This window comes from Aeromicrobium sp. (assembly GCF_036676885.1).
GTDB lineage: Bacteria > Actinomycetota > Actinomycetes > Propionibacteriales > Nocardioidaceae > Aeromicrobium.
Window position 1 is genome coordinate 1 of record NZ_JAKFCB010000118.1, and the last position, 22,570, is coordinate 22,570.

Sequence of the window (22,570 nt, forward strand, 5' to 3'; positions counted from 1 at the left end):
CGTGACGATCGCCCGGTAGGTCAACCGCAACAGCGGCTCGGTCGGCACGCTCGTGCCAAGACGTCGGCTCTTCGACACCCGCGGCACGGGATCGGCGAACAACGCTTGCGCGAACAAGCCGACTGCCGCTGCAACCAGCAGGACACCCACAATCACGAGACTCATCAGACGGTCCCCGTCAGGTTGAAGTTCGAGATGTCGAAGTCGACCCCGTACTCCTCGAACCGATCCGTGAAACGCGGCCGTACGCCGGTTGGCTTCTGCACGCCGAGGAACTTGCCCTGCGCGTCAGTGCCCGCGGAGAAATCGAACAGGAAGGCGTCCTGCAGCACCACGACGTCGCCCTCCATGCCCAGCACCTCGGTGACGTGCGTGATGCGACGAGTGCCGTCGCGGAGCCGCTGGATCTGCACGATCAGGTCGACTGCAGAAGCCACCTGCTCACGGATGGCCCGGAGGGGAAGGTCCATGCCAGCCATGAGCACGAGGGTCTCGAGGCGCGCGATGCAGTCGCGGGGGGCATTCGCGTGCAGCGTGCTCAGGGAACCGTCGTGGCCGGTGTTCATCGCCTGCAGCATGTCGAGGGCCTCACCGCTGCGGCACTCGCCGACGACAATGCGGTCTGGTCTCATGCGCAACGAGTTCCGGACGAGGTCACGGATCGTGATCTCTCCCGAACCCTCGATGTTGGGCGGCCTTGCCTCGAGCTGGACCACGTGGTCTTGCTGGAGCTTGAGCTCCATCGCGTCCTCGATCGTCACGATGCGTTCGCCGTCGGGAATGAAGCTCGACAAGACGTTCAGCAGCGTCGTCTTGCCGGTACCCGTGCCACCACTGACGAGGATGTTGAGTCGTGCCTCGACTGCAGCTCGGAGCAACGCCGCAATCTGCGGCGTCATGGACCCGAACTCGATGAGGTTGTCGACCGTGAACGGTGTCTCAGAGAACTTGCGGATCGTGAGTGATGAGCCGCGCACGGCCAGCGGCGGGACGACTGCGTTGACCCGCGACCCGTCCTGCAGGCGGGCATCGACCATCGGCGATGACTCATCGATGCGTCGTCCGACACGGCCGACGATGCGCTCGATCGCGCGACGCAGGTGCTGCTCAGAAGCAAAGCGGAGGGGGCTCCGCGTGATCTTGCCGTTGCGCTCGACATAGATCGTGTCGTGGCCGTTGACCATGATCTCGGTGACGCTCGGGTCTTCGAGCACGCGCTGCAGCGGGCCAAGTCCGAGAGCGTCGTCCTCGATGTCCTGGATGAACCGCGCTCGCTCGTCGACCGTCAGCAACAGGTGCTCGTCCTCGATGATCGCGGACAGCTCCTCGCGGACGAACTCGTGCAGCTGCGCCTCGGTCAGCGACGGATCGTTGATGCGGCTGCCGAGCCGCCTGAACAGCTCCTCGACGGCCCGCGCCTTGACCACGGCCAGCGCGTCCGTGACGACCAGACCCGGTGGGGTGTCCTCGGCCTTCTCATAGTGCGGCAGTGCTTCGGGAACGCCCGCCGGCAGGTCAGCGTGCGCCTGCAGGAGCGATCGATCACGCGCCGTCGCCAGGCGGTCGCTGAGACTCATGTGGGCTCACCTCCGGTCGGCCGGCTCATGCCACGTCCAGCCGTTTGTGGGTTCGCTTGTTCGCGGCCCCCGTGTTTTCCAGGTGGTTGATCAGGGAGCGGATGGACTTGACGAACGCTCCGCCCTTCTTCTTGTTCAACATGAGTGGCACCCCGTGGTTTGCGGCCAGCTGGACGTCATTCGACCTTGCGATCACGATGTCGACGGGCAGGCCGGTTGCGGCCTCGACGTCCTTGACCTTCATGCCGGATTGATTGCTCGCCAGATTGAGTGTCAGCACCCGCGACGCTGGCAGCAATCCGATCTGAGCAAGCATTTCGACGGCTTTCCGCACGCCACGAACGCAGGCGACATCCATCGTCGAGACCAGGACGACGTCGTCCGTGACCTCGAGGGCCGCGAGGGTCGGCTCCGGCAGACCGCCTGCGGTGTCGATGATGACGAAGCGGAACTGCGTCGACAGCTGATGGATCAGCCGGATGATCTGTGCGCCGGTCACCTCGTCGTTGGCGGCCGGCGACTCGGCGCCGCAGAGCACATGGAACCCGGCCGAGTGGACCGTCAGCATCGTCTTGACGATGAGGTTGTCAGCCGCGGCTGCTGGCGAGAGGGCTTCCTCGATCGTGTGCGCCGGCGTCAGGTCGAGCGTCGACGCGACGTCACCGAACTGCAGGTCCAGGTCGACGAGCACGACCTCCGACGGATGGTCCTCGGCCAGCCCGATCGCCATGTTCGTTGCGATACTGGTCTTGCCGACACCGCCCTTGGGCGAGATGACCGTGATGGTGCGGCTTTCCTCAGGCGGCTGGATCTGTGCTATCGGCTTCGCGCCGGTAACGGCCACCTGCGGCTCGGCCTTGAGTCGATGCAGTTCCGCTCGTCGGAGCACCTCACGGAGCCGATCGTCCACCATGTCGGCGGGCAGCACGTCGCGGAATCCCGAGCGCATGGCTTCGACCACGATGTCTACGGGGACCTCGTCGATCAGCACCATGTCGATCAGCGGGTAGGTCTCGTCGATCTTCCGGCCGATCGTCAACGCGGTCTCGATCGGCAGCGCGGCTCCGACGAAGATGATGTCCGGCAGCGACTGCGGGTCGAGGCTTCGGATCAGGTCGAACCGCTCACTCTCGATCGTCTCCCGGGTGAGCGAGACGACTTGCGTACCGGGCAGGACGTTGACACGAGCGATGAAGTCGCCGGTGCCGGCAAGGATCAGCGCGCGAGTCATTCGATGACCTCCTGGGCCGTGATGGGCTTCGAGCCGGAGGGGTCGGTGTCGGAGTTCTGGAGCGTCAGCCACACGGTGCCCCACTTCTGCGCGTGCACGACGCGTTCCGCGTCCAGGGTGTTGACCGCGAGAGTGATCATCGTTCCGCTGATCTCACCCTTTTCGCCCACGACGGCGGTCTTGGCCTTCGTGACGAGGACCTGGTTGAGGACGAAATCCGTGATCTGGGGTTTGTCGCTGTCCTTGGGCTCGAACGTGACGACCACGCCGACGCGGTCTCCGGCTTCGACCGCACCTGCCACAGAGTGCTCGGGGTCGAGGGCGATCGAGATCTCCTGGAACCCCTTCGGCACATCGGTCTTGCCCTTGCGCTCCCCAGGCACCGCCATGCGGGACTTCAGCAGGACCTCACCCGACTGCAGGCTCGCATTCGTCGCAAGCCCGGTGATCTGATCAAGGTCCGTGACGGCACCGTCCGGTACGGATTCGGCCGGAAGCTTGACGATCTCGGTGCTGCCGGCCAGGTCGTCGAGGCTGGCACCCTGGCTGACGTCCTTGGTGATCCTGATGACGGAGACGAGCTTCGCCCCCTCGAACGCGCGATCATTGGCGCCTTGCGCCCACACCACGAGCACGAGCACGCCCAGCAGGGCGAGCGCACCCGCAGCGACTGCGGCGATGACTCTCTTGTTCATATCGATCGTTTCCCTTAATCGATGGATGGTGGATGGCGTCTACTCGACGAGCGAGACGTAATGAGCTCCGAACTCGTCCTCGCCCGTCTCGTACTCGAAGTTCGGGTCCTTGGTGAAGGTCTTGGTGAAGTAGCCCTGCAGGCCGTTGCAGCTGATCGATGCGGTCAGGTCCTGGCCCAGGACTCCATTGACGACGCTCAGGCCGAGATTGGCGATGAGCTCGACCAGGGTCAGCGAGTTGAGCAGCGCACTCTTGAGGTTGTAGGTCAGGGGGATGTCCGCGCACGACACGCTTCCGTCGACATTCGCGGGGTTGCCCGGGTACTTCCAGCCGGTGACCACGAAGGGTGCGAAGCCGACGATCTCGATACCCAGCTTGGGCGGCACCTCGACGCACGAGTGCGAGCCACCGAGAAGGCTCGCGCACGCCGTCGCGAGCTTGAGGCCGTACTCGTCCTGCAAGGTCGAGTAGGGCTTGAACACCGGGATCAGGATGGTCTTGCCCTTGTCGACCGATTTGCCGGTGCCGAAGTGCTGCGAGCACCCCTGGGGCAGCAGCGCCGCGCCCTGCAGACCACCCAGGAAGCTGCTCAGCTCGTCGTCGACCTTCAGCTCGCACTTCGCGGCGTCCCAGTTGAAGAGTCCCTTGACGATGTTGGTCACAACGGTCTCGCCCGTGAGCCACACGGCCCCCTTGAACGTGCCGATCTGGCTGCCGTCCTCCTCCGCGCACTTGTCGACGGCCGTGGTGTCGAGATAGTCCTGGAATCCGTCGATGTCGAGCAGGGTCCGCAGCGTGGACGTGTCGATCGGCGACAGCATCGTGCGAAGACTCTGGAGGGTGTCCGTCCGGATCGACGTCTTGTGGGAGGACTCGTTCGGCGTGCCGGCGAACGTCGCGTTGTTCTTCCACGTGCAGTAGGACACCCCGAGGGGCAACGCCAGGAGCCCGCTGGTGGGATGCCCGGCTTGTGCCGAGGCGACAGCCTTCGCTCGTACGTGTTTGCTTGCGATGCCGATGACTCCCAACAAGGGGGTGTCGATGTCCTTGTCGACCGTCACCGTCACGCGGCCGGTGGCCGCGGTCCACGAAGCGGTAACCTCTCCCCCGTCAAACGACTTGGCGGCGATGCTCGTCGCGGTCGGTTGCAGCGCGACACACTCAGTGCTCGATGGGCTCTGCGCGCAGGTCCTGGCCAGCTGTCGGGCGGCCGAGTCGGCGGCGTGTTGGGCATTGTTGCGCTGGTAGGCGACATTTCCTACATCGACGCTCAGACCGAGCCCGGCGATCAGTACCACGATCGCGAGACCGAAGAAGGTCGCAGCGACCCCTCGCTCATCGCGGGGGTGATTGAGACGTCGGGTCAGTTCTCGCATCGGGCCACGCCCTTGCCTTTGATCGTGTAGCCGCCGAAGATCCCGCTCGGCGACGTGCGCGGCGAGCTGATCGTCACGGTCACCTCGTTGTTCGTGCTGGAGGTGCACAGCGCCGTGGGCGACACCAAGACGGTGTACGAGTTCGTGTCACTTCCCTTAAGGGTCGTGACAATGCTGTTCGCCGACTTCGTCGGATCGATCGACAGGTCCCGCGCGACGAGGTATGCCCAGTGATTGACCTCGTTCTGCTGCGAATACCGCGTGCCACCCTCGACGATTCCGAAGAGGAAGGTGACCAGAAGAGGAACGATCAGAGCGAACTCGACAGCTGCGGCACCACGTTCCCGTGATGCGTACATGTGCTCCCACCCATGTCCATGCAGTGCTGCGAAGGGGTCCACTCCCATAGACCCCTGGACTGGAGCGGGGTGGGCCCGCAGATGCGGGGCCCACCCCATCCAGGTTGCCGCCGGCTCGGTGAGAGCCGGTCGGCGTCAGCGGCGGCTCAGGTGAAGCTGACGCCGTTGACGAAGGTCGTGATCTTGGGGCCGAACAGCGCGACGGCTGCGACGACGACGATAGAGACCAAGCCGATGACCAGCGCGTACTCGACGGCGGTCGCGCCCTTTTCCTCGCGCTTGTCCGTGGCGATGACGGACAGGACGTAGGCGATTGCGTGATTGAACATGAGTTACTCCCTCAAATTTTCCGCCACCGGACGGTGACGCTCCCTGGTCAGAATCTAGGGGCAAAATCCTCCATGCGAAGTGGAACTTGGAACTATCTTTATGGCTCCAAATGACTATTGCGGAGGATGTAGTTAAGTGACAGGGCGCGGCTAGCCGTTGAGCAAACCGTCGACCGTGTCGACTAGCGCTCCCGCCCAGATCGCGAACACGCCGCCGAGATTCACGGCTGCTCCCACGATGATCAAGCTCACCAGCCCGATCACCAGCGCGTACTCGACCGCCGTCGCTCCGCGCTCGGCATGCTTGTGGCGCACAAAGACCTTCATCGCACTCCCGCTTTCTCCCTGGAAGGACCGTACGACAACGCGCGCCTCCACCGCGCCGAAACAGAGAGAATGCGCCGACCCGTCCTCAGAACGCTCAAGACTGCAGCGTCGGCTCGAACAGGTCCATGCCGACGAGGACCATGGAGTTCTGGCTGACGCACGTCTGCAGCACGATGTCGGTGTCCGGCAGGTCCCGCACCTTGGCCTCGCGGCGGGGCGCGTGGCCGATCGTCTTCACGACGTACGTGCCGTCCTGCACACCGTCGCCCGAGAGCTTGATCGCGTCGCCCTTGTCGAGCTTGGGGATCCAGGCCAGGCCGCCGCAGTAGTCGTGCTCGGCGACCAGCACCGGCCGGTGGTCGCCGACGAAAACCGCGATCGGGCCTTTGCAGAAGTCGAGCATCAGGTCCGAGCGCTTGAGGCTGGAGGCCGCGAAGATCGTACGGACGAACTTCGCCTTCGGCGGCGTCGGCGGCGCGACGACCGGGTCGAGCGACGCGGTCTCGAGCGCAGTCGGCCCCGTCGACGACGGCGACGAGTCGGAACCCGATGACAGCAGGGTCACGCCGAGCACTGCGGTCGCCGCTACGACCAGAGCCGCGAGCATTCGCTTCACGGTGTCACCTCCCTGCCCTCCCATCGTACGAGGCGGTCACCGACTCGAGCGACTTCCGGAAAAGTCCGCCCGAACATGAGACGGTGTGGCTCGTCCGGACATCTGTCAATAGAGACGTCCGCACACCGCACAGATCGGAGCGCCGGGTGACACCACCGACGACCATCGCCGAAGGCACCGGGGACCGGGAGCTGCTGGAGCGCGCCGCTGCCGGCGACCGGACCGCGTTCGGCCAGCTGTACGACCGGCACGTGCGGCCGGTCTACTGGCAGGCGTACTCGGTCGTCCGGGACGCCGGCGAGGCCGAGGACATCACCCAGGACGTGTTCATCACGATGTGGGCCAAGGTCCGGCAGATCTCGGTGGTCGACGAGTCGGTGCTCCCCTGGCTCCTGCTCACGTCCCGCTTCACGGCACTCAACGCCCGACGACGTTCGCAGAAGGTGCGGGCCCGCAGCAGCGAGCTGACCCCCGACCTCGCCGACGGCTCGTCGGTCGAGGACGAGGTGGTCGCCGGTCAGGTACGCAGCGAGATCGACAAGGCGGTCGCCGCCCTGTCGCCCACCGACCGGCGGCTCTACGACATGTGCGTCGCGGGCGATCACACGTACGAGCTGGCGGCGCGCGAGCTCGGCGTCAGCCACGCCGTGGTCCGCAACCGCATCTCGCGCCTCCGCACCCGGCTCCGCGCCGACCTCCGTTCGATGAGGGAGACATCATGAACACCCCCACACTCAGCGACGAGCGCGTCGCCTCGATGCGCTCCTCGGTCATGCAGGCCGTCGACCAGGACATCGCCAAGCGCGGCCGTCGCGTCCGCAGCACGATCGGCCTCGCGGCCGCGAGCGTGCTCGTCGTCGGCCTCGGCTCGGTCGGCATCAACGCGCTCAGCAATGTCAGCAGCAGTGACAGCGGTGACAGCGCCGGCAGAAGTTCGATGACGGAAACCGCGCCGGACAACGGGCTGACGCAGAACAACACAGGCGACGATGCCGCGTCCGACAGCGCCAGCGGCGAGGACAAGGCCGCAGCCCCCGACGCCGACCGCGAGGTCATCACGACCGGCGAGATCAACGTGACAGTCGACGACCCCCGCGCGGTCGCACAGAAGATCAGCACGTACGCCGAGTCGATCGGCGGCCGGGTCGACAACCGCACCGAGCACGGCTCCGGCGACGACGCGTCGGCGTTCGTCACGGTCCGCGTGCCGAGCACCAAGGTGACCGCGACGATCGACAAGCTCAAGACGTACGGCACGGTCGACAACGTCTCTCTGAGGAACGACGACGTGACGGCGCAGGCCAAGGATCTCGACGCCCGAATCGACGCGCTTCGGCTGTCAATCGATCGGCTCGAGAGGATCATGGCGAACTCGGACACCAGCGCCGAGCTGATCAAGGCCGAGACCGCGCTGACCCAGCGGCAGGAGCAGCTCGAGAGCCTCGAGGCACAGCGCAAGCAGATCGACGACCAGGTCTCGCTGTCGACGCTGTCGATCGACCTGTCCCAGAAGGCCAAGGCCGACTCGGTGGAGCCCGGCGGCTTCAAGGGCGGGCTCACTGACGGCTGGAACGCCCTGGTGTCGACGGTCAACAACATCGTCGAGGTCGCCGGCACGCTGCTGCCGTGGGCGGCGATCGCGTTCGCGCTCTACGGCGTCTACTGGCTCGCGTCGCGCCGCCGCAGCCGGAACTAGCCTGCCGAGGCTGTCTCACTATTCGAACACCTGTTCGACAACGAGGCCGCCCTCGGGTAGGTTGGAACTCATGAGGGTGAAGCCTTCGCAGCAATCCCTCGACTGACTCGAATCTGACTGAGACCGGCCCGTGGTGCACCGAGCTTGGGTGCGCCGCATCTGACAGTGGCCAAGCGTGCGACCACCTTTCGTCCTGAGGTCTGTCGTGTCCGTCGCTCCAGTTGCTTCGCTCCCGCACCCATTGGTGTGTGCGGTCGAGCAGATCGAGGGCGCGCTGGACGGTATGCCCATCGATGGGTGGTCCGGATTGGAACCCGTCACGTTGCGGGAGTCGGCAGAGCGGCTGATGCGGGTCGAGGCCCGGGTCAAGGCGCAGCTCATGGCCGTCACCCGCGCCCTCGACGAGACAGGGCTTGCGAAAGCCTCCGGTGCCTCGTCGACCGGCGCCATGCTCGCGGGGTCATTCGGTGGCGACCGTCGCGCGGCCGACGGACTGATCAACCAGGCCAAGGAGCTCGACCGGGCGCCCGCGACCGAGGATGCGCTGGCCCGCGGTGCGATCGGCCCCGCTCAGGCGGCCATCATCGCCAAGGCAGTCGCCGAGCTGCCCGATGACACCACCCCGGAGCAGAAGCAGGCGTGCGAGGACACCCTGATCGGCGACGCCGGCCGCTATTCGTTGAAGGACCTGCGCAGCCGATCCAAGCGGATCACCGATCAGTTCAAGCCCGAACCCGAGGTCGACCAGATCGAGAACGCCAACCTGGAAAGCCAGGAGAAGGACGCCTGGCGGCGCTCGGAGTTCTGGATGGTGAACGACGGCGACGGCACCTGCCGTGGCGGGTTCCGCATCCCCGAGGCGCAGGCGGACATGCTGCGCGCCGCGATCGAGGCCATCAGCGCACCGCGACGCGATCACCTCCACGACCACACCCCAGGCGCGGAGTCCTACTACGACAAGGACCTGGAGCACCGCCACCGTCTCGGCATGGGATTCGCCGAGCTGTGCAACCACCTGCCCGGTGACAAGCTCCCCGGCAAGGGCGGACTCGGCGCCACCCTCATGGTCCGCTTCGACTTCGAGACGCTCCTGCGCGGCATCAAGCCCGCCACCTTGTCGACCGGCACCAGGATCTCCGCCGGGCAGGCCCGCCAGATGGCCTGTCGACTCGGCATGATCCCGCAGGTCTTCGATGGAAAGTCCCTCCCGCTCGACCACGGACATGAGCAACGGCTCTTCACCAAGACACAGCGACAAGCTTTGGAGAACCGAGACGGCGGCTGCACCTTCCCCGAATGCGACCGGCCGCCGGAGTGGTGCGAAGCCCACCACTGGCGGATGAGATGGGCCGACGGCTCAGACACCACGCTCGACGACGGAGTCCTGATCTGCCCGTTTCACCACCGCACGATTCATGACAATGACTGGGCCATCCGCATGGCACCCGTCGACGGCCACCCCGAATACCGTGCGCCCGGATCCGACGCCTGGAAACGCAACCACCGCTGGCGACCCTGAACGAGGTGCTCAAGGGCACCCGTCTGCCCAGCCCTCAGAGCTCCCCGAGGAACTCGCGCGCGACGCCCTTGGGCACGCACATGCGCCACGCGTCGATCACGAGCTCCTCCATCTCCTCCGCGTCGAGCGCCGCCGTCTTGGCGACGACCCACTGGTAACGCATGTCGCCGGGTGACGGCAGCTGGAACGTGTCGGGCCGCGACGACACCAGGTGCTCGCGCTCCTCGCGTGGGAAGCCGAAGCCCATCAGCGTCTCGTCACGGGAGAACGCGACGAAGACCAGGCTGCCGACGCGGAACTTGATGCGGTCGCGGACCAGCACCTCGTACGCCCGCGGCAGCGTCAGCGCGACCCGCCGCACGTCCTCCACGGTGATCATGCCCAGAACGTACGCCTCAGTCAGGACACTTCGGCCCGTCAGTGCTCGCCGAGGGCGTTGACCATCCAGTTGATGCCGAACCTCGTGGTCGGATCTGCGGCCCCCAACGCCAGCAGAACACGAGGTCAGACAGTTGTCACCAGGTCCCGCAGTGCTTCGTCCGAGGCGAACAGCGCCTCGCGGTCGTACGTCGACGTCGACGCGAGGAGCTCGTCCGCATCGGTCCGCTCGGCGAGTTCTTCCAGTGCCTTGCGTACGGTCTCCGGGCTCCCCGCGACCGCTCGATCCAGCGACGCCTCGACCCGGTTGTGGACCTGCGCGGTCCACGCCTGCCGGCGGATGTCGGCGACCGACTCCAGCGGCGGGAACTCACCGGTCTGCCGCGAGCGCGCCATCGCCCACGCCTCGGGCAGCGCCAGCTCGCGGGCCGTCGCATCGTCGTCGGCGACCGTCACGTCGAGCGACACCACGACGTACGGTCGCTCGACCGCGGGGCTCGGCCGGAAGTCCCGCCGGTACGCCGTGAGGACCTCGTCCAGGCGTGGCTCGGCGAGGATCGGACCGCCGATGACGACCGGCAGCCCGAGTCGCGCCGCGATGACCGTCCCCCGCCCGGTCGCCAGCGCATACATCGGCACCCGGCCCGGCGTCTGCGGACGAGCGGTCACCGCTGCGTTGCCGTCGAGGTATGCCCGAAGGGCGCGCAGGTCGTCCTCGAACGTGTCGGCGCCGTGGTCGCGCAGTGCCTCCCGTACGGGCGCCGTGAACCCGAGCGACCGGCCGAGTCCCAGGTCGATCCGCCCGGGATGCAGCGCCTCCAGCATCAGGAACTGCTCCGCGACGACCAGCGGCTGGTGGTGCGGCAGCATGACGCCGCCCGAGCCGAGGCGGATGCGATGGGTGCGGGCGCCGATCGCGGCGAGCAGCACCGGCGGCGAGCCGCTCGCGATGCCCGGCACGGCGTGGTGCTCGGCGACCCAGAAACGTTCGTAGCCCAGCCGCTCCGCGTTGACCGCGCGCTCGATCGAGCCGGTCAGCCCCTCGGCCTCGGGTCGACCCGCCCGCGTACGCGAACGGTCCAGGATCGAGAGCTTCACACCTGCGTCAACCCCGGCCGGGCGCTGTTGCTTCCCGAGGGTCGGGGCCGCCGCCGGACTGCGGTGGCGGCCCCGATCAGCTCAGCGCGACAGGAAGCCGAGCAGCGCTGCGTTGACCTCGTCGGCGTGGGTCGCCAGCATGCCGTGCGGGGCGCCCTCGATCTCGACGTACTCGGCAGCCGGGAGCCGCTTGGTGAACTCACGGCCGGTCGCGTCGATCGGCAGGATGCGGTCGGCGGTGCCGTGCACGATCAGCGCGGGCACGTCGACCTTCGTGATGTCGTCGCGGAAGTCGGTCAGCCAGGTGTCGACGACGGCTGACGCGGCGTACCAGGACGAGCCGGCAGCGACGGTCCAGCTCGCCCGGACGGTCGCCTCGCTGATGCGGCTGCCGAGGGTCTCGTCGAGGTTGTAGAAGTTCTCGTAGAACGAGTCGAACCACGCGAAGCGGTCGTCCGTGGCGGCCTTGCGGATGCCGTCGAAGACCTCGGCCGGGACGCCGGTCGGGTTGTCGTCGGTCTGCAGCAGGAAGGGCTCGAGCGACGCGAGGAAGGCGACCTTCGCGACGCGCGCGGTGCCGTACGTTCCGACGTACCGGCCCACCTCGCCGGTGCCCATCGAGAAGCCCACCAGGACGACGTCCTGCAGGTCGAGCGTCTCGAGCACGACGTTGAGGTCGGCGGCGAACGTGTCGTAGTCGTAGCCCGTCGTCGGCTGGCTCGACTGGCCGAAGCCGCGGCGGTCATACGTGATGACGCGGTGGCCCGCCTGGAGGAGCGCTGCGGACTGCTTCTCCCACGAGTGCCCGTCGAGCGGGTAGCCGTGGATCAGGACGACCGGCTGCCCCGTGCCGTGGTCCTCGTAGTAGAGCTCGATGTCGGTGGAGTTCTCGGTGCCGACTTTGATGTACGCCATGTCAGATTCCTCTCGAAGGTTCGGAGAACGCGCGTTCTCCGGTACGCTCATACTAGAGAACGCACGTTTTCCACGCAAGCCCTGAGGAGGATGAGCTCATGAGCGAGGCAAAGACTGAGGCGCGCACCGTGAGCGACGAGGCGGCCCGCGACCTCGTGATCGCCACGGCGGACCGCCTCTACAACCTCCGCGGCATCCAGGCCGTCGGCATGGATGCCCTGCGCGATGCGTCCGGCGTCTCGCTCAAGCGGCTCTACAAGCTCTTCCCATCGAAGGAGATCATCGTCGAGGAGGTCCTTCGCAGTCGGCACAGGCGCTGGACGACCAGCGTCTCCGAGGCGGTCGCCGCGGCCTCGAGCCCGCGCGAGCAGCTCCTGGCGATCTTCGACTACCTCGGCGAGTGGTTCGGCGAGAACGACTTCCGCGGCTGCGGGTTCATCAACTCGTTCGGCGAGCTCGGCGGCACGATCGAGTCGCTGGCCGGCATCGTCCGCGACCACAAGGCCGACTTCCAGGCGTACGTCGCGCAGCTCGTCGAGCAGGCCGGAGGGCCCGCGTGGCTCGGCCCCCAGCTCGCGATCCTCGCCGAGGGCGCCCAGACGACGGCGGCGATCGCCGGCACGGCCCAGGCCGCCGACGACGCCCGCCGCGCTGCCCAGATCCTCATGGATGCCGCCGGCATCAAAGGCTGAACAGCGGTTCGCGGCTGAGTCCACATCTCCCCCGTCATGACTATGGACCGACCCGTGAAGCGGGCGCACGATCAAAGATGCGGAGGTTCCGCGCCAATGAGAGAGGAGGCGCATGCACATGAGCGTGCTCATGACGCTGCGCGTGACAGGCGACCCCAAAGCAATTGAGTCGGCCGATCAGGCGATGCTCGACACCCTGGTCGAGCGAGCCAAGGAACACGGGCTGATCTCCCACCACTTCTTCGGCAACGACAACGAGGTGCTGGTCGTGGACGAATGGCCGGACGAGGAGTCGTTCAAGGCGTTCTTCGATTCGAGCCCGGAGATCGGCGGGATGATGGCCGCGGCTGGCGTCACGAGCCAGCCGACCGCGGAGTTCTGGCGTCCGCTCGACGTCAACGACTCTGTGGGTTGGTAGACGGCGTCAGCTGACATACCGCGAACGGCGAGGCTGCTTCAGCCCGAGCATGTAGGGCATTCCCTTGCCCGCCGCGGCGAACGTGTTGCCCAGCCGCGCACCCCACGACGGCTTGCGCGGCGGGGGCGAGTCGTCGAGGTCGGCGACGTCGACGAAGTACGCACGAACGGTGCCGATCCCTTCGAGGTCGGGCGAGATCTCGTGCGCGGGTTCGGGCAGCGACGCCTCGGCGGCGTTGCGGAGCTCCTCGGTGAGCAGCACGTACTCGGGAATGGGCACCGAGTTCTTCAGCAGCCGATGAACCAGGATCACGTCAATCCCCACGAGCTTGACCCGACCGCGAATGGTCTGGGTGGCCACCTCGCCGACGTGCGCGACGAACTTCAGCTTCAGGTTGCCGGCCTCCCGGCACCCCCCGCAGGGGCAGAGATTGGTCGCGACGTACTCGCGCTCGAGGTGGAACGCCCGGTGCATGGCAGCGGAGGTCTGCAGGATCTCCGTGAGGGTGGTTTCGGGATCGTGCGTGCCGACCCGGCGCGAGAGGAAGGCGGCGTCGCCCTCGATCTCGACGAGATCGAAGCCGGGGGCGGCCTGGATCATGCTCTCGAGCATCCGCGCCGTGTTGACCTCCGCGTGCGCGAGGGTCATGCGATGGGAGCTCATGTATTCCGTGTAGCCACTGATGTCGGCGATCAGCAGCGAGACACGCTCGGACGTCATGCCAGGCGATCCTATGCCCGACTGGGGTCAGTGGCCCCACAGAATTTACGACGATCCCGGCGGCTCGTCAGGCAATGGCTCCGGCGCGTAGCGGTGGAGCTGGCCCTGCACTCCCTCCTCCGCCGCCTGGGCGCTGGGCGTGTAACCGAGGACGACAGAGATGAATCGGTCCGACGTGAGGGACCGCAGCTGAAGTGCGTTCTTCGCCAGCACGGTGGCCGTTCGTCGCGTACGGCGCAGCAGCGCGATCTCGCCGAAGCCCTCCCCAGGGCCGAGTGTCGCCACGACCTGACCGTCGCCCACGACGTCGGCTTCGCCCGACTCGATGACGTAGTAGCGGTCGCCGATCTCACCCTGGGTGACCACGGCGTGGCCCGCCGGCACCGAGACCGGCTCGAGCCCGCGGGCCAGCTGCTCGATGGCAGGCAGCGGCAAGGGGCGGAACATCGGCACCTTCCGGAGCAGCTCGACGTCGACATCGAGGTCGTCGACGGACCGGTCCAGACGTCGCAGTCGGCGCCACGCCGCCACTGCGAGGACCGGGCACACCAGTCCGATCGAGACCAGTGCCGCCTCGACTCCGAACCACTCGACCAGGGCCGATGCGAGGAGCGCGCCAAGTCCGATGGAGACCGCGACGAGACTCTCCAGGACCCCGAAGACGCGGGCCAGGACCGCGTCGGGAGCCAACCTGCCGATGAGCGTGAATCCGGCGACGTCGATCAACGCGTTGCCGACTCCGACGAGGGCCAGCAGGCCCAGTGCCGCCGCTTCGTAAGGGAAGACGCCGATCAGCGCGATGGGCAGTCCCCACAGGCCGACCCCGACCGCGAACCACGCGCCCAGGCGGCCCGTCCCGACGAGGAGCGATGCTCCGAGCGATCCCGCGACCGCCCCGACACCGACAGCCGCCATCAAGGCCCCGACGCCCGCCTCACCGGTGCCGACCAGCTCGATGGCGACCACCACGGAGAACACCGTGAGCGCGCCGCGGGTCATTGACTGCACTGCCGCCAGACCCAGGATGAGCTGCAGATCACGACTCCGCGTCACCGTACGGACGCCCTCGACGGCCTCCCTCATCAAGGCAGGACGACGCGGCGACGCCGGCCGCGGCGAGGCCTCGTACCGGACCCGCAGCAGGAGCAGCCCCGCCCAGAACGAGGCGGCTGCGGCGACCGCGAACACCACGGAGGCATCCGTGACGGCGAGCAGCACCGCGGCCAGGAGTGGACCCGCCAGGGTGGCGACGGAGTCGAGCATTCCCCGTACGACGTTGGCGCTGGCGAGCTCGTGCCCGGTGTGGCACAGCGTCGGCAGCAACGCGGAATGTGCCGGTCGAAAGAGAGTGGCGGCAATCGTCGACAGCACCGCGAGCACGTACACGACGATCACCGGACCGGCCAGCGCCACGGTCACCGCGGCGACGGCCGTGGCGACTCCGCGCACCGTGGACACGACGACGAGCACCCGCTCGCGCCGGCCTCGGTCGGCGTACGGCGACAGCAAGGGTGCGAGGAGGGCCGACGGCACCATGCGCAACAACCCCACGAGGCCGAGCCCGATCGCACCGCCGTCGTTGTAGGCCACGACGCCGAGCGCGACGGTGAAGGCCCACTCGGCGGTCCATGCGCCGAGAAAGCTGAGCTGGGCCCGACGCAGGTTGGGGTTGCGCCAGTTGCTCGTGAAGGCCGACGCGGCCTCACCGAGCCTGCGTCGGCTCCCTCCAACCCGCATGCGGAGACTCTAGGGCCTGGGAGTACGGCCTCAAAGGAAATGACCCGGTCAAAGAGCGACCGGGTCTTTTCTCTTGTGGAGCATAGGAGACTCCGTCGCGCGCGCTCGCAACAAGCCCCGCCCTCGTACTCGTGAACCCCGGGAGCTCGTACGCGCGCTCCTCCTCGAATCACCAGTCCTGATACAAGAGAAATGACCCGGTCAAAGAGCGACCGGGTCTTTTCTCTTGTGGAGCATAGGAGATTCGAACTCCTGACCTCTTCGATGCGAACGAAGCGCGCTACCAACTGCGCCAATGCCCCTCGTGCTGCCTCGCAACTTTATCAGGCTGGTTCAGTGACCCACGGCCCGGCGTTCGTCGCCGGTGTCGTCGCTGCGCTTGGGCAGCTCGACGTCCTCGCCCTCGATGTGGCCCGAGGTCCACGCGCCGGCCTGGCCGAAGTCGATCGTGCGGACCGTGCGGCCGGCCCGGGGCTTCGTGACGTACGTCGGCAGGGTCACCGGGAGCGGGTCCCAGAGCGCCTCGCCGGTCGTCGAGACCGACGGGACGGCGATCACGATCTGGTCGTCGAGCGCGTTCGCCTCGAGCGGGACGTCTTCCATCAGGTTCTTGCGGCCCGGGTTGATGTCCTCGAAGTGCCCGGAGACGACGATCGTCTCCTCCTCGTCGCGGGCGGGCCACTCGGCCTTCTTCTCGGCCTTCTTCTTCTCTGCCTTCGGCCGCTTGGGCGCCTTGACGCGGGTCAGGCCGAGCTCGCTGCGGACCTGGATGCGGCACGCCACGAGCCAGGCGACGACGAGTGCGACAGGTGCCGCGACCCAGAACGGCGCGATGACCGAGGCGCCGGCGAGGCCACCGACGACGGCCGTGGCGGCGAGCAGGGTCAGGAGCGTGCGACGACGGCGGCGTGCGGCGAGTCGTGCCGCGGGACGGTCGAGCGTACGGGCAGCGGGTGCCGTCACCTTCGCGATGACGGGCTCGACGACCGGGGTCGTGGCCTCGGCTGCCATCGTCGCGGGCTTGGCGCTGGGGCGGGCGATGACGCGAGACTGCGAGCCCGAGGTCTCGACGGAGGCGTTCTTGCTGTGCTCGTCGTATCGGCGCAGCATGAGGGGCACGAAGTACGCGGCCCACACGGCCACGACAAACGCGATGATCAACCCACTGCTCGAACCCACGTGCAAAACGGTAGGCGGTGCGGGTCCCCTTAACCGGCACCCCCCGCCGTGTGTCGCCTGAGAACTTGTGGGACAGGTGTGACTCTGTGCCCTCGGCGACGCCTCAGGAAGGCGGGTCGAGCCGCTTCATGATGCCGCCGGGCACGTCCTCGGCGAGCACCTGGAAGACCCGGTGGTCGCGCCACTCCCCCGCAATGTGCAGGTATCGCGGGGCCAATCCGATCTCGGTGAACCCCAGCTTCTCGACGACTCGCAGGCTCGCGGCGTTCTCCGGCCGGATGGAGATCTCGATGCGGTGCAGGCCGACCGTCCAGAGCAGGTGGTCCGTCACCAGCGCGACCGCCGTCGGCGTGATCGCCCGACCGGCGTGACTCCGGGCGACCCAGTAGCCGAGGTTGGCCCAGCGAGCCGAGCCCCACGTGATGCCGTTGACGGTCAGCATGCCGACCATCTCGTCGTCCCAGGTCAGCACGAACGGCATGGCCTGGCCCATGCGCGCACGGCGGCGCAACGTGCCGACCATGCCGACGTACGACGTGGCCGGCGGTCCGGCCTCGCGGGGAAGCGTCGCCTCCCACGGCCCGAGCCATTCGGCGTTGGCGGCGCGCAGCTGCGACCACGTACGGGCATCGCGACGACGCAGCGGTCGTACGCCGATCCGTCCGTGCGTGAGGACGACCGGCCAGCCCGGACTCAGGAGGCACCGCCCGGGTGGTCGCCGCCCAGCACCTGGTCGACCGCGTGCGGCAGGACGTCGGCCAGCACCTCGAGGCCGTCCTTGACCCCGCCACGCGAGCCGGGCAGGTTGACCACGACGGCCTTGCCGGATACGCCCGCCAGGCCGCGCGACAGCATCGCGGTCGGTACGCCCTTGGCGACGCCGTGGGCGCGGATCGCCTCTGCCACCCCGGGCAGCTCGCGATCCAGCAGCGGCCGGGTCGCCTCGGGGGTGCGGTCCGTGGGGTTGATGCCGGTGCCGCCGGTCGACAGCACGACCGCCGCGCCGTCGGCGAGGGCCGCGGTGATCGCCTCGGCCACGGGTGGACCGTCGCCGACCACGGCTGGCTCGCCGACCTCGAAGCCCCACGCCCTCAGCGCGTCGACGATCAACGGCCCGGTCGTGTCCTCGTAGACCCCCGTCGACGCCCGGTTGGATGCGACGACGACGGCAGCCTTCATGCCTCCCCCGCAGCGGCACGAGTCCAGTCGCCGCTCTTGCCGCCGGACTTGGCGACGACCTCGATGTCGGTGATGCGTGCGAGCTTGTCGACGGCCTTGACCATGTCGACGACGGTCAGGGCGGCGACGCTCACCGCGGTGAGGGCCTCCATCTCGACGCCCGTACGATCTGCGGTCCGCACCGTCGCGGTGATCGCCACGGCATCGTCCTCGACGGCCAGGTCGACCTCGACCCCGCCGATCGCGAGCGGGTGGCACAGCGGGATCAGGTCGGGCGTGCGCTTGGTCGCCATGATCCCGGCGATGCGGGCCGTGGCGATCGCGTCGCCCTTGGGCACGCCCTCGCCGCGCAGCAGCGCCACGACCTCGGCGCTGACCTCGACGCGTCCCCGTGCCGTCGCGGTGCGCGCGGTGACGTCCTTGCCGGTGACGTCGACCATGCGCGCAGCACCGGACGCGTCGACGTGGGTCAGGCGGTCGGGCATGGTCAGAACGGCCGATCGAGAACGAGCGTGCGGACCGTGTCGCCCATGTTGAGCGCGGTCTGGTCCTCACCGACGATGATCAGCGCGTTGGCCTTGGCCAGCGAGCCGATGAGGTGTGAGCCGTTGCCGAGGATCGGCGTCACCTTGGCGCCACGATGCGTGACCTCGAAGACACCGCGGATGTACTGGCGGATGCCGGACGTGGATCGCAGGTCGGAGGCCAGGACGGCGTGCACCATCGGCCGCCGGTATGGCGTACGGCCCATCATGCGCCGGATCGCGGGCAGCACGAAGACCTCGAACGAGACGTAGGCCGACACCGCGTTGCCCGGCAACGTGATGATCGGGGTCTGCTCGTCGAAGACCCGGCCGAAGCCCTGGGGCTTGCCGGGCTGCATCGCGACCTCGACGAAGTCGACCGTGCCGAGCGCCGAGAGCGTCTCCTTGACGACGTCGTGCTCGCCCTTGCTGATGCCGCCGCTCGTCACGACGAGGTCGGCGCGGACGAGCTGCTCCGAGAGCACCTTGCGGAATGTCCGCGGGCTGTCCTCGACGGCCCCGACGCGATAGCAGATCGCGCCGGCGTCGCGCACGGCCGCAGCGAGCATGTAGCTGTTGCCGTCGTTGATGGAGTCGAAGTCGAGGTGCGTGCCGGGTTCGCGCAGCTCGTCGCCGGTGGAGATCACGACGACGCGGGGACGCGGCCGGGCCTTGGCCCGCGGTGCGCCGAGCGAGGCCAGCAGGCCGATCTCACGCGGTCCGAGCACCGTGCCCTCGGCGAGCACGGTGTCGCCGGTCCTGATGTCATCACCCTTGGGCCGGATGCACGCTCCGCGGGCTGTCGCCTCGTAGATCTCGACACGGGCGTTGCCGCGGTCGGTCTTCTCGAACGGGATGACGGCGTCCGCACCGCGCGGGATCGGCGCGCCGGTCATGATCTTGACCGCGGTGCCGGCGCTGATCGCGAACGGCCGCCCCGAGCCCGCGGCGATCTCGCCGACGACCGGCAGCACGACCGGCTGCTCACGGCTCGCCGTGGCCACGTCCTCCGAGCGGATCGCGTAGCCGTCCATCGCCGAGTTGTCGAACAACGGCAGGTCCGACGGGCTGACGAATGCCTCGTGCAGCGGCAGCCCGAGGGACTCGACGAGCGGCTGCTCGTATGCTCCGAGCGGCCCGATGCCGCGGAGGATCTTCTCGAGGTGGTCCTCGACGGTCAGCATGCCCTCGCGGACGCTCGCCGGACGCGGTCGCGCGCTCGTGGGCGACGACGGGCCGGAGGTGGTCGGCGGTATGACCGGCTCGGCCGGCGTCGCCTGGTTTGTCGACCCCTCGGTCGTCGGGCTTGTCGAAGCGGCGGATGGGGTTTCGACAGGCTCAACCGGCGGGGTCGGCGTACTGGGCGGGGTCGGAGCAGCGGGCGGGGTAGACGTAGCGGGAGGAGTGTCCGAGCCGAGCGGAAGCATGTTCTGCTCCGGCCCGTCGTCGGTTTCTCCTGGTGACATGCGAGTCAGCCTAACTGGGCGCCCGCCGGGATGCTCTGGGCCGCGCCGGAGTCGTCGAGTGCCACATCGCCGCGCACGGTCACCCCGCGGCCGAAGCGCCAGTCGCCCTTCACGGTCAACGAGCGGGCATCGACCAGCGACGGAGCCTCCGGGATGCGCGCGTCGAAGTCGGCGATCGTCGTGTAGAACCGGCGGTCGAGATCGACCAGCGGTGCCGTGCTCACCTGCGCGCGTACGCGGAAGTCCTCGCCGACGCCGTAGACGTCGGACCGCAGCAGCAACAGGTCGTTGGTGGTCTTGACCGGCAGGAACCGCGAACGATCGACCTCGATCGCGGTCGCCCCCTCGAACACCTCGACCGCGGCGCCCATCGCCGACTCGATCTGCACGACCTTGGTCGAGGACGGGTCGGTGGGGTCGACGGTCTTGGCGTTGCGGATCAGCGGCAGGCCGAGGATGCCGTCACGAGCCTCGAGCGTCGCCTTCATGACCCGCAGGTCGAACCACAGGTTGTTGCAGTGGAAGTAGCGGTGCCGCTGCGGGTCATCCGCCTGCGCGGCATCCTCCGGGGCGACCTGGGCGGTCTCGCGCAGCACGAGCCGGCCGTCACTCTTGCGTACGACGATGTGCCCGCCCTTGACGTCGGCGGGCGTACGCCGGCAGACCTCCGCCGCGTAGGGGGCGCCCGACGCCGCGAACCAGCCCATCATCGCGGGGTCCGGCGCGGAGCCGAGGTTGTCGGCGTTGGAGACCGTCGCGTAGTGATAGCCCGCGTCGAGCAGGGCGTCGAGGATGCCGGAGACCTCAAGCGCGGTGTAGAGGTCACCGTGGCCCGGCGGGCACCACTCGAGGGACGGGTCGGCCGGCCAGTCGACCGGGGTCAGGTCGTCGGCGCGCAGCTTGGGCTCGCGGTTCTGCAGGAAGTCGATCGGCAGGCCCTCGACCTCGAGGTCGTCGTACTTCGCCAGGGCCGCGAGCGTGTCGTCGCGCGTGCGGAAGCTGTTCATGAACAGCAGCGGCAGGCTTACGTCGAGGGTCTGGCGCACATGGCGCACCTGGCCGACGATGACGTCGAGGAACGTGAGGTCCGGGCGTACGGACAACAGCGTCTTGGCCCGGTCGAGGCCCATCGAGGTGCCGAGACCCCCGTTGAGCTTGATGACCGCGGTGACCGCGGCGGCGGCCCGGCACTCCTCGTCGCTCAGCTGGAGCGATCCGGCATGGTCGATGCCCTCGAGCGGATCGACGTCCGCCTCGCGGATCATCCCGCTCTCGCCCTGCTCCAGCTTGGCGTAGAAGGAGGAGAAGACGTCGATCGCACGCTGGGGCACGCCGGCGTCCATCATGCGCTGCTGAGCCATCACCAGACCGGACATTGCACATACGCTAGCGTCAGCAGAGTGACGAAGGCACAGGTGCGTCATGACCTTCTCGCACGGCGCCGCGCCATGGGCGGCGAGGAGCGAGCACTGGCGGCCGAGGCGATCGCGATGCATGCCCTCGCCACCCCCGTCGTGTCTCGCGCGAAACGGGTCGCCTGCTACCTCTCGATGCCCTCCGAGCCCGGCACCGGGCCGCTGATCTCCAGGCTGCTGGTGCTCGGGGTCGAGGTGATCATCCCGCTCAGCCTGCCTGACCACACCCTCGACTGGGTGACGTACGACCCGGCCGAGGCGATCGTCCCGACCACCTTGGGCATACCCGAGCACGGCGGCGAGCGGCATGGTCCGGAGGCGCTCGACGGCTGCGACATGGTCTTCATCCCGGCCCTCGCGGTCGACCACGCGGGACACCGGTTGGGCCGAGGCGCCGGCTACTACGACCGGGCGCTGATGGGCGTACGAGTACCGGTGTGCGCGCTGGTGTTCACGCACGAGCTGCTGCCCGAGGTGCCGCACGAGCCCCACGACGTACCGGTGCAGATGGCGGTCACGCCGGACGGCCTGTTCCGCGTGCCCTGAGCTCGTGCGCCACCGGCCCCATGCGCTAGGCCTGCCCGTCTGAGCGGACGAGCTCGACCTCGATCTCGAGGCGGATCTCCTTGGACACCAGGAGGCCGCCCGCCTCGAGCGCCATGTTCCACGTCAGGCCCCAGTCCTCGCGGTTGATCGTGCCGGCCGCGCTGAAGACGGCCCGCTCGGCGCCCCAGGGATCGGTGGCGTGGCCGAGGTACTCCGCGGCCAGGGTCACCGACCGGGTGACGCCCTTGATCGTCAGGTCGCCGGTCATGCGTGCCTCGGCACCGGTCGTGACGACGCCGGTGGAGCGGAAGGTCGCCTGGGCGTGGTTGGCCACGTCGAAGAAGTCCTCCGACCGCAGGTGGTCGTCGCGCGTCTGGTTGCCCGAGCTCACCGATGCCATGTCGATGACGACGTGGACCTCGGAGAGATCCAGGGGCTCCCTCACCGTCACGACCCCCTCGACGCCCGTGAACCGTCCGCGGACCTTGGTCAGCCCGAAGTGGCGGCCGATGAAGCCGACCTCGGCGTGCCCGGGATCGATCGTCCAGGTGCCCGCGGCGGGCAGTCCGGTCTGTTC

26 protein-coding genes and 1 tRNA gene are annotated in these 22,570 nt (G+C 68.1%); 6 read left to right on the plus strand and 21 right to left on the minus strand.

Features of this window, described 5'->3' with window-relative positions; translation table 11 throughout:
* Positions 1-164: 164 nt before the first annotated feature.
* From V6M46_RS05945 to V6M46_RS05980, 8 genes are all read right to left on the minus strand, one after another.
* Complete coding sequence (locus V6M46_RS05945) at positions 165-1,577, minus strand: CpaF family protein (RefSeq protein ID WP_332662858.1); 1,413 nt, start codon at positions 1,575-1,577, stop codon at positions 165-167.
* Positions 1,578-1,602: 25 nt separating this feature from the next.
* Positions 1,603-2,808 carry an AAA family ATPase gene (locus V6M46_RS05950; RefSeq protein WP_332662859.1) on the minus strand — a complete coding sequence of 402 codons (1,206 nt, stop codon included), beginning with the start codon at positions 2,806-2,808 and terminating at the stop codon, positions 1,603-1,605.
* Positions 2,805-3,503, minus strand: a complete 699-nt coding sequence (gene cpaB / locus V6M46_RS05955; RefSeq protein ID WP_332662860.1) for a Flp pilus assembly protein CpaB — start codon at positions 3,501-3,503, stop codon at positions 2,805-2,807. Before cpaB ends, V6M46_RS05950 begins: the two co-directional genes overlap by 4 nt.
* Positions 3,504-3,542: 39 nt before the next feature.
* Positions 3,543-4,880: a TadE/TadG family type IV pilus assembly protein gene (locus V6M46_RS05960; protein WP_332662861.1), complete on the minus strand. Its 1,338-nt coding sequence runs from the start codon at positions 4,878-4,880 to the stop codon at positions 3,543-3,545.
* The gene (locus tag V6M46_RS05965) at positions 4,868-5,239 is read right to left on the minus strand and encodes a TadE/TadG family type IV pilus assembly protein (protein WP_332662862.1); all 372 of its coding nucleotides are present in this window, start codon (positions 5,237-5,239) and stop codon (positions 4,868-4,870) included. The genes V6M46_RS05960 and V6M46_RS05965 overlap by 13 nt, the downstream gene beginning before the upstream one ends.
* Before the next feature lie 146 nt (positions 5,240-5,385).
* The gene (locus V6M46_RS05970) at positions 5,386-5,568 is read right to left on the minus strand and encodes a Flp family type IVb pilin (RefSeq protein ID WP_332662863.1); all 183 of its coding nucleotides are present in this window, start codon (positions 5,566-5,568) and stop codon (positions 5,386-5,388) included.
* 150 nt (positions 5,569-5,718) lie between these two features.
* The gene (locus V6M46_RS05975; RefSeq protein ID WP_332662864.1) at positions 5,719-5,895 is read right to left on the minus strand and encodes a Flp family type IVb pilin; all 177 of its coding nucleotides are present in this window, start codon (positions 5,893-5,895) and stop codon (positions 5,719-5,721) included.
* Positions 5,896-5,989: 94 nt separating this feature from the next.
* Entirely contained in the window at positions 5,990-6,511 is a 522-nt protein-coding gene (locus V6M46_RS05980) for a hypothetical protein (RefSeq protein WP_332662865.1), read from the minus strand.
* Positions 6,512-6,657: 146 nt separating this feature from the next.
* Here V6M46_RS05980 and V6M46_RS05985 point away from each other — a divergent pair, with 146 nt between their 5' ends.
* From V6M46_RS05985 to V6M46_RS05995, 3 genes are all read left to right on the plus strand, one after another.
* A complete protein-coding gene (locus V6M46_RS05985) occupies positions 6,658-7,233 on the plus strand; it encodes an RNA polymerase sigma factor (protein WP_332662866.1) in 576 nt (191 codons plus the stop codon).
* Positions 7,230-8,207 carry a DUF4349 domain-containing protein gene (locus V6M46_RS05990; RefSeq protein WP_332662867.1) on the plus strand — a complete coding sequence of 326 codons (978 nt, stop codon included), beginning with the start codon at positions 7,230-7,232 and terminating at the stop codon, positions 8,205-8,207. Before V6M46_RS05985 ends, V6M46_RS05990 begins: the two co-directional genes overlap by 4 nt.
* A 205-nt stretch (positions 8,208-8,412) precedes the next feature.
* Positions 8,413-9,726, plus strand: a complete 1,314-nt coding sequence (locus V6M46_RS05995; protein WP_332662868.1) for an HNH endonuclease signature motif containing protein — start codon at positions 8,413-8,415, stop codon at positions 9,724-9,726.
* A gap of 34 nt (positions 9,727-9,760) precedes the next feature.
* On the opposite strand, the gene V6M46_RS06000 is transcribed toward V6M46_RS05995, so the two are convergent.
* The 3 genes from V6M46_RS06000 to V6M46_RS06010 all read right to left on the minus strand — a co-directional run bounded on the left by V6M46_RS06000 (position 9,761) and on the right by V6M46_RS06010 (position 12,117).
* Positions 9,761-10,105 carry an MmcQ/YjbR family DNA-binding protein gene (locus V6M46_RS06000; protein ID WP_332662869.1) on the minus strand — a complete coding sequence of 115 codons (345 nt, stop codon included), beginning with the start codon at positions 10,103-10,105 and terminating at the stop codon, positions 9,761-9,763.
* Positions 10,106-10,230: 125 nt separating this feature from the next.
* Entirely contained in the window at positions 10,231-11,202 is a 972-nt protein-coding gene (locus tag V6M46_RS06005) for an LLM class flavin-dependent oxidoreductase (protein WP_332662870.1), read from the minus strand.
* An 81-nt stretch (positions 11,203-11,283) separates the two neighbouring features.
* Positions 11,284-12,117: an alpha/beta fold hydrolase gene (locus tag V6M46_RS06010; RefSeq protein ID WP_332662871.1), complete on the minus strand. Its 834-nt coding sequence runs from the start codon at positions 12,115-12,117 to the stop codon at positions 11,284-11,286.
* Positions 12,118-12,215: 98 nt separating this feature from the next.
* Between V6M46_RS06010 and V6M46_RS06015 the strand changes: the two genes are divergently transcribed.
* Both V6M46_RS06015 and V6M46_RS06020 read left to right on the plus strand, forming a co-directional pair.
* Entirely contained in the window at positions 12,216-12,809 is a 594-nt protein-coding gene (locus V6M46_RS06015) for a TetR/AcrR family transcriptional regulator (RefSeq protein WP_332662872.1), read from the plus strand.
* 118 nt (positions 12,810-12,927) lie between these two features.
* Positions 12,928-13,227, plus strand: coding sequence for a hypothetical protein (locus tag V6M46_RS06020; protein ID WP_332662873.1), 300 nt, complete (start codon positions 12,928-12,930; stop codon positions 13,225-13,227).
* 6 nt (positions 13,228-13,233) lie between these two features.
* Here V6M46_RS06020 and V6M46_RS06025 read toward each other — a convergent pair whose 3' ends face one another.
* From V6M46_RS06025 to V6M46_RS06065, 9 genes are all read right to left on the minus strand, one after another.
* Positions 13,234-13,947, minus strand: coding sequence for a DUF2652 domain-containing protein (locus V6M46_RS06025; protein WP_332662874.1), 714 nt, complete (start codon positions 13,945-13,947; stop codon positions 13,234-13,236).
* A gap of 45 nt (positions 13,948-13,992) precedes the next feature.
* Positions 13,993-15,684: an MFS transporter gene (locus V6M46_RS06030; protein WP_332662875.1), complete on the minus strand. Its 1,692-nt coding sequence runs from the start codon at positions 15,682-15,684 to the stop codon at positions 13,993-13,995.
* Between the two features lie 229 nt (positions 15,685-15,913).
* A tRNA-Ala gene (locus tag V6M46_RS06035) sits at positions 15,914-15,986 on the minus strand.
* A 31-nt stretch (positions 15,987-16,017) separates the two neighbouring features.
* Complete coding sequence (sepX, locus tag V6M46_RS06040; RefSeq protein ID WP_332662876.1) at positions 16,018-16,863, minus strand: divisome protein SepX/GlpR; 846 nt, start codon at positions 16,861-16,863, stop codon at positions 16,018-16,020.
* Between the two features lie 103 nt (positions 16,864-16,966).
* Positions 16,967-17,560: a GNAT family N-acetyltransferase gene (locus V6M46_RS06045; protein ID WP_332662883.1), complete on the minus strand. Its 594-nt coding sequence runs from the start codon at positions 17,558-17,560 to the stop codon at positions 16,967-16,969.
* Positions 17,557-18,042, minus strand: a complete 486-nt coding sequence (locus V6M46_RS06050; protein ID WP_332662877.1) for a MogA/MoaB family molybdenum cofactor biosynthesis protein — start codon at positions 18,040-18,042, stop codon at positions 17,557-17,559. Before V6M46_RS06050 ends, V6M46_RS06045 begins: the two co-directional genes overlap by 4 nt.
* On the minus strand, positions 18,039-18,527 hold the full coding sequence (moaC, locus tag V6M46_RS06055; protein ID WP_332662878.1) for a cyclic pyranopterin monophosphate synthase MoaC: 489 nt from the start codon (positions 18,525-18,527) through the stop codon (positions 18,039-18,041). The genes V6M46_RS06050 and moaC overlap by 4 nt, the downstream gene beginning before the upstream one ends.
* Before the next feature lie 2 nt (positions 18,528-18,529).
* The gene (gene glp, locus V6M46_RS06060; protein WP_332662879.1) at positions 18,530-19,750 is read right to left on the minus strand and encodes a molybdotransferase-like divisome protein Glp; all 1,221 of its coding nucleotides are present in this window, start codon (positions 19,748-19,750) and stop codon (positions 18,530-18,532) included.
* Positions 19,751-20,037: 287 nt separating this feature from the next.
* Positions 20,038-21,408, minus strand: a complete 1,371-nt coding sequence (locus tag V6M46_RS06065; RefSeq protein ID WP_332662880.1) for a UTP--glucose-1-phosphate uridylyltransferase — start codon at positions 21,406-21,408, stop codon at positions 20,038-20,040.
* Positions 21,409-21,432: 24 nt separating this feature from the next.
* Between V6M46_RS06065 and V6M46_RS06070 the strand changes: the two genes are divergently transcribed.
* Positions 21,433-21,993: a 5-formyltetrahydrofolate cyclo-ligase gene (locus V6M46_RS06070; RefSeq protein ID WP_332662881.1), complete on the plus strand. Its 561-nt coding sequence runs from the start codon at positions 21,433-21,435 to the stop codon at positions 21,991-21,993.
* Positions 21,994-22,018: 25 nt separating this feature from the next.
* On the opposite strand, the gene V6M46_RS06075 is transcribed toward V6M46_RS06070, so the two are convergent.
* A partial coding sequence (locus tag V6M46_RS06075) for a YceI family protein (protein ID WP_332662882.1) occupies positions 22,019-22,570 on the minus strand: 552 nt, incomplete at its 5' end.

Excerpts from the sequence above, each read along its gene's own strand:
- V6M46_RS05945 (WP_332662858.1), bottom strand. The coding sequence starts at position 1,577 with ATGAGTCTCAGCGACCGCCTGGCGACGGCGCGTGATCGATCGCTCCTG.
- V6M46_RS05950 (WP_332662859.1), bottom strand. The coding sequence starts at position 2,808 with ATGACTCGCGCGCTGATCCTTGCCGGCACCGGCGACTTCATCGCTCGT.
- cpaB (WP_332662860.1), bottom strand. The coding sequence starts at position 3,503 with ATGAACAAGAGAGTCATCGCCGCAGTCGCTGCGGGTGCGCTCGCCCTG.
- V6M46_RS05960 (WP_332662861.1), bottom strand. The coding sequence starts at position 4,880 with ATGCGAGAACTGACCCGACGTCTCAATCACCCCCGCGATGAGCGAGGG.
- V6M46_RS05965 (WP_332662862.1), bottom strand. The coding sequence starts at position 5,239 with ATGTACGCATCACGGGAACGTGGTGCCGCAGCTGTCGAGTTCGCTCTG.
- V6M46_RS05970 (WP_332662863.1), bottom strand. The coding sequence starts at position 5,568 with ATGTTCAATCACGCAATCGCCTACGTCCTGTCCGTCATCGCCACGGAC.
- V6M46_RS05975 (WP_332662864.1), bottom strand. The coding sequence starts at position 5,895 with ATGAAGGTCTTTGTGCGCCACAAGCATGCCGAGCGCGGAGCGACGGCG.
- V6M46_RS05990 (WP_332662867.1), top strand. The coding sequence starts at position 7,230 with ATGAACACCCCCACACTCAGCGACGAGCGCGTCGCCTCGATGCGCTCC.
- V6M46_RS06000 (WP_332662869.1), bottom strand. The coding sequence starts at position 10,105 with ATGATCACCGTGGAGGACGTGCGGCGGGTCGCGCTGACGCTGCCGCGG.
- V6M46_RS06010 (WP_332662871.1), bottom strand. The coding sequence starts at position 12,117 with ATGGCGTACATCAAAGTCGGCACCGAGAACTCCACCGACATCGAGCTC.
- V6M46_RS06015 (WP_332662872.1), top strand. The coding sequence starts at position 12,216 with ATGAGCGAGGCAAAGACTGAGGCGCGCACCGTGAGCGACGAGGCGGCC.
- V6M46_RS06020 (WP_332662873.1), top strand. The coding sequence starts at position 12,928 with ATGAGCGTGCTCATGACGCTGCGCGTGACAGGCGACCCCAAAGCAATT.
- V6M46_RS06025 (WP_332662874.1), bottom strand. The coding sequence starts at position 13,947 with ATGACGTCCGAGCGTGTCTCGCTGCTGATCGCCGACATCAGTGGCTAC.
- V6M46_RS06030 (WP_332662875.1), bottom strand. The coding sequence starts at position 15,684 with ATGCGGGTTGGAGGGAGCCGACGCAGGCTCGGTGAGGCCGCGTCGGCC.
- V6M46_RS06050 (WP_332662877.1), bottom strand. The coding sequence starts at position 18,042 with ATGAAGGCTGCCGTCGTCGTCGCATCCAACCGGGCGTCGACGGGGGTC.
- moaC (WP_332662878.1), bottom strand. The coding sequence starts at position 18,527 with ATGCCCGACCGCCTGACCCACGTCGACGCGTCCGGTGCTGCGCGCATG.
- glp (WP_332662879.1), bottom strand. The coding sequence starts at position 19,750 with ATGCTGACCGTCGAGGACCACCTCGAGAAGATCCTCCGCGGCATCGGG.
- V6M46_RS06065 (WP_332662880.1), bottom strand. The coding sequence starts at position 21,408 with ATGTCCGGTCTGGTGATGGCTCAGCAGCGCATGATGGACGCCGGCGTG.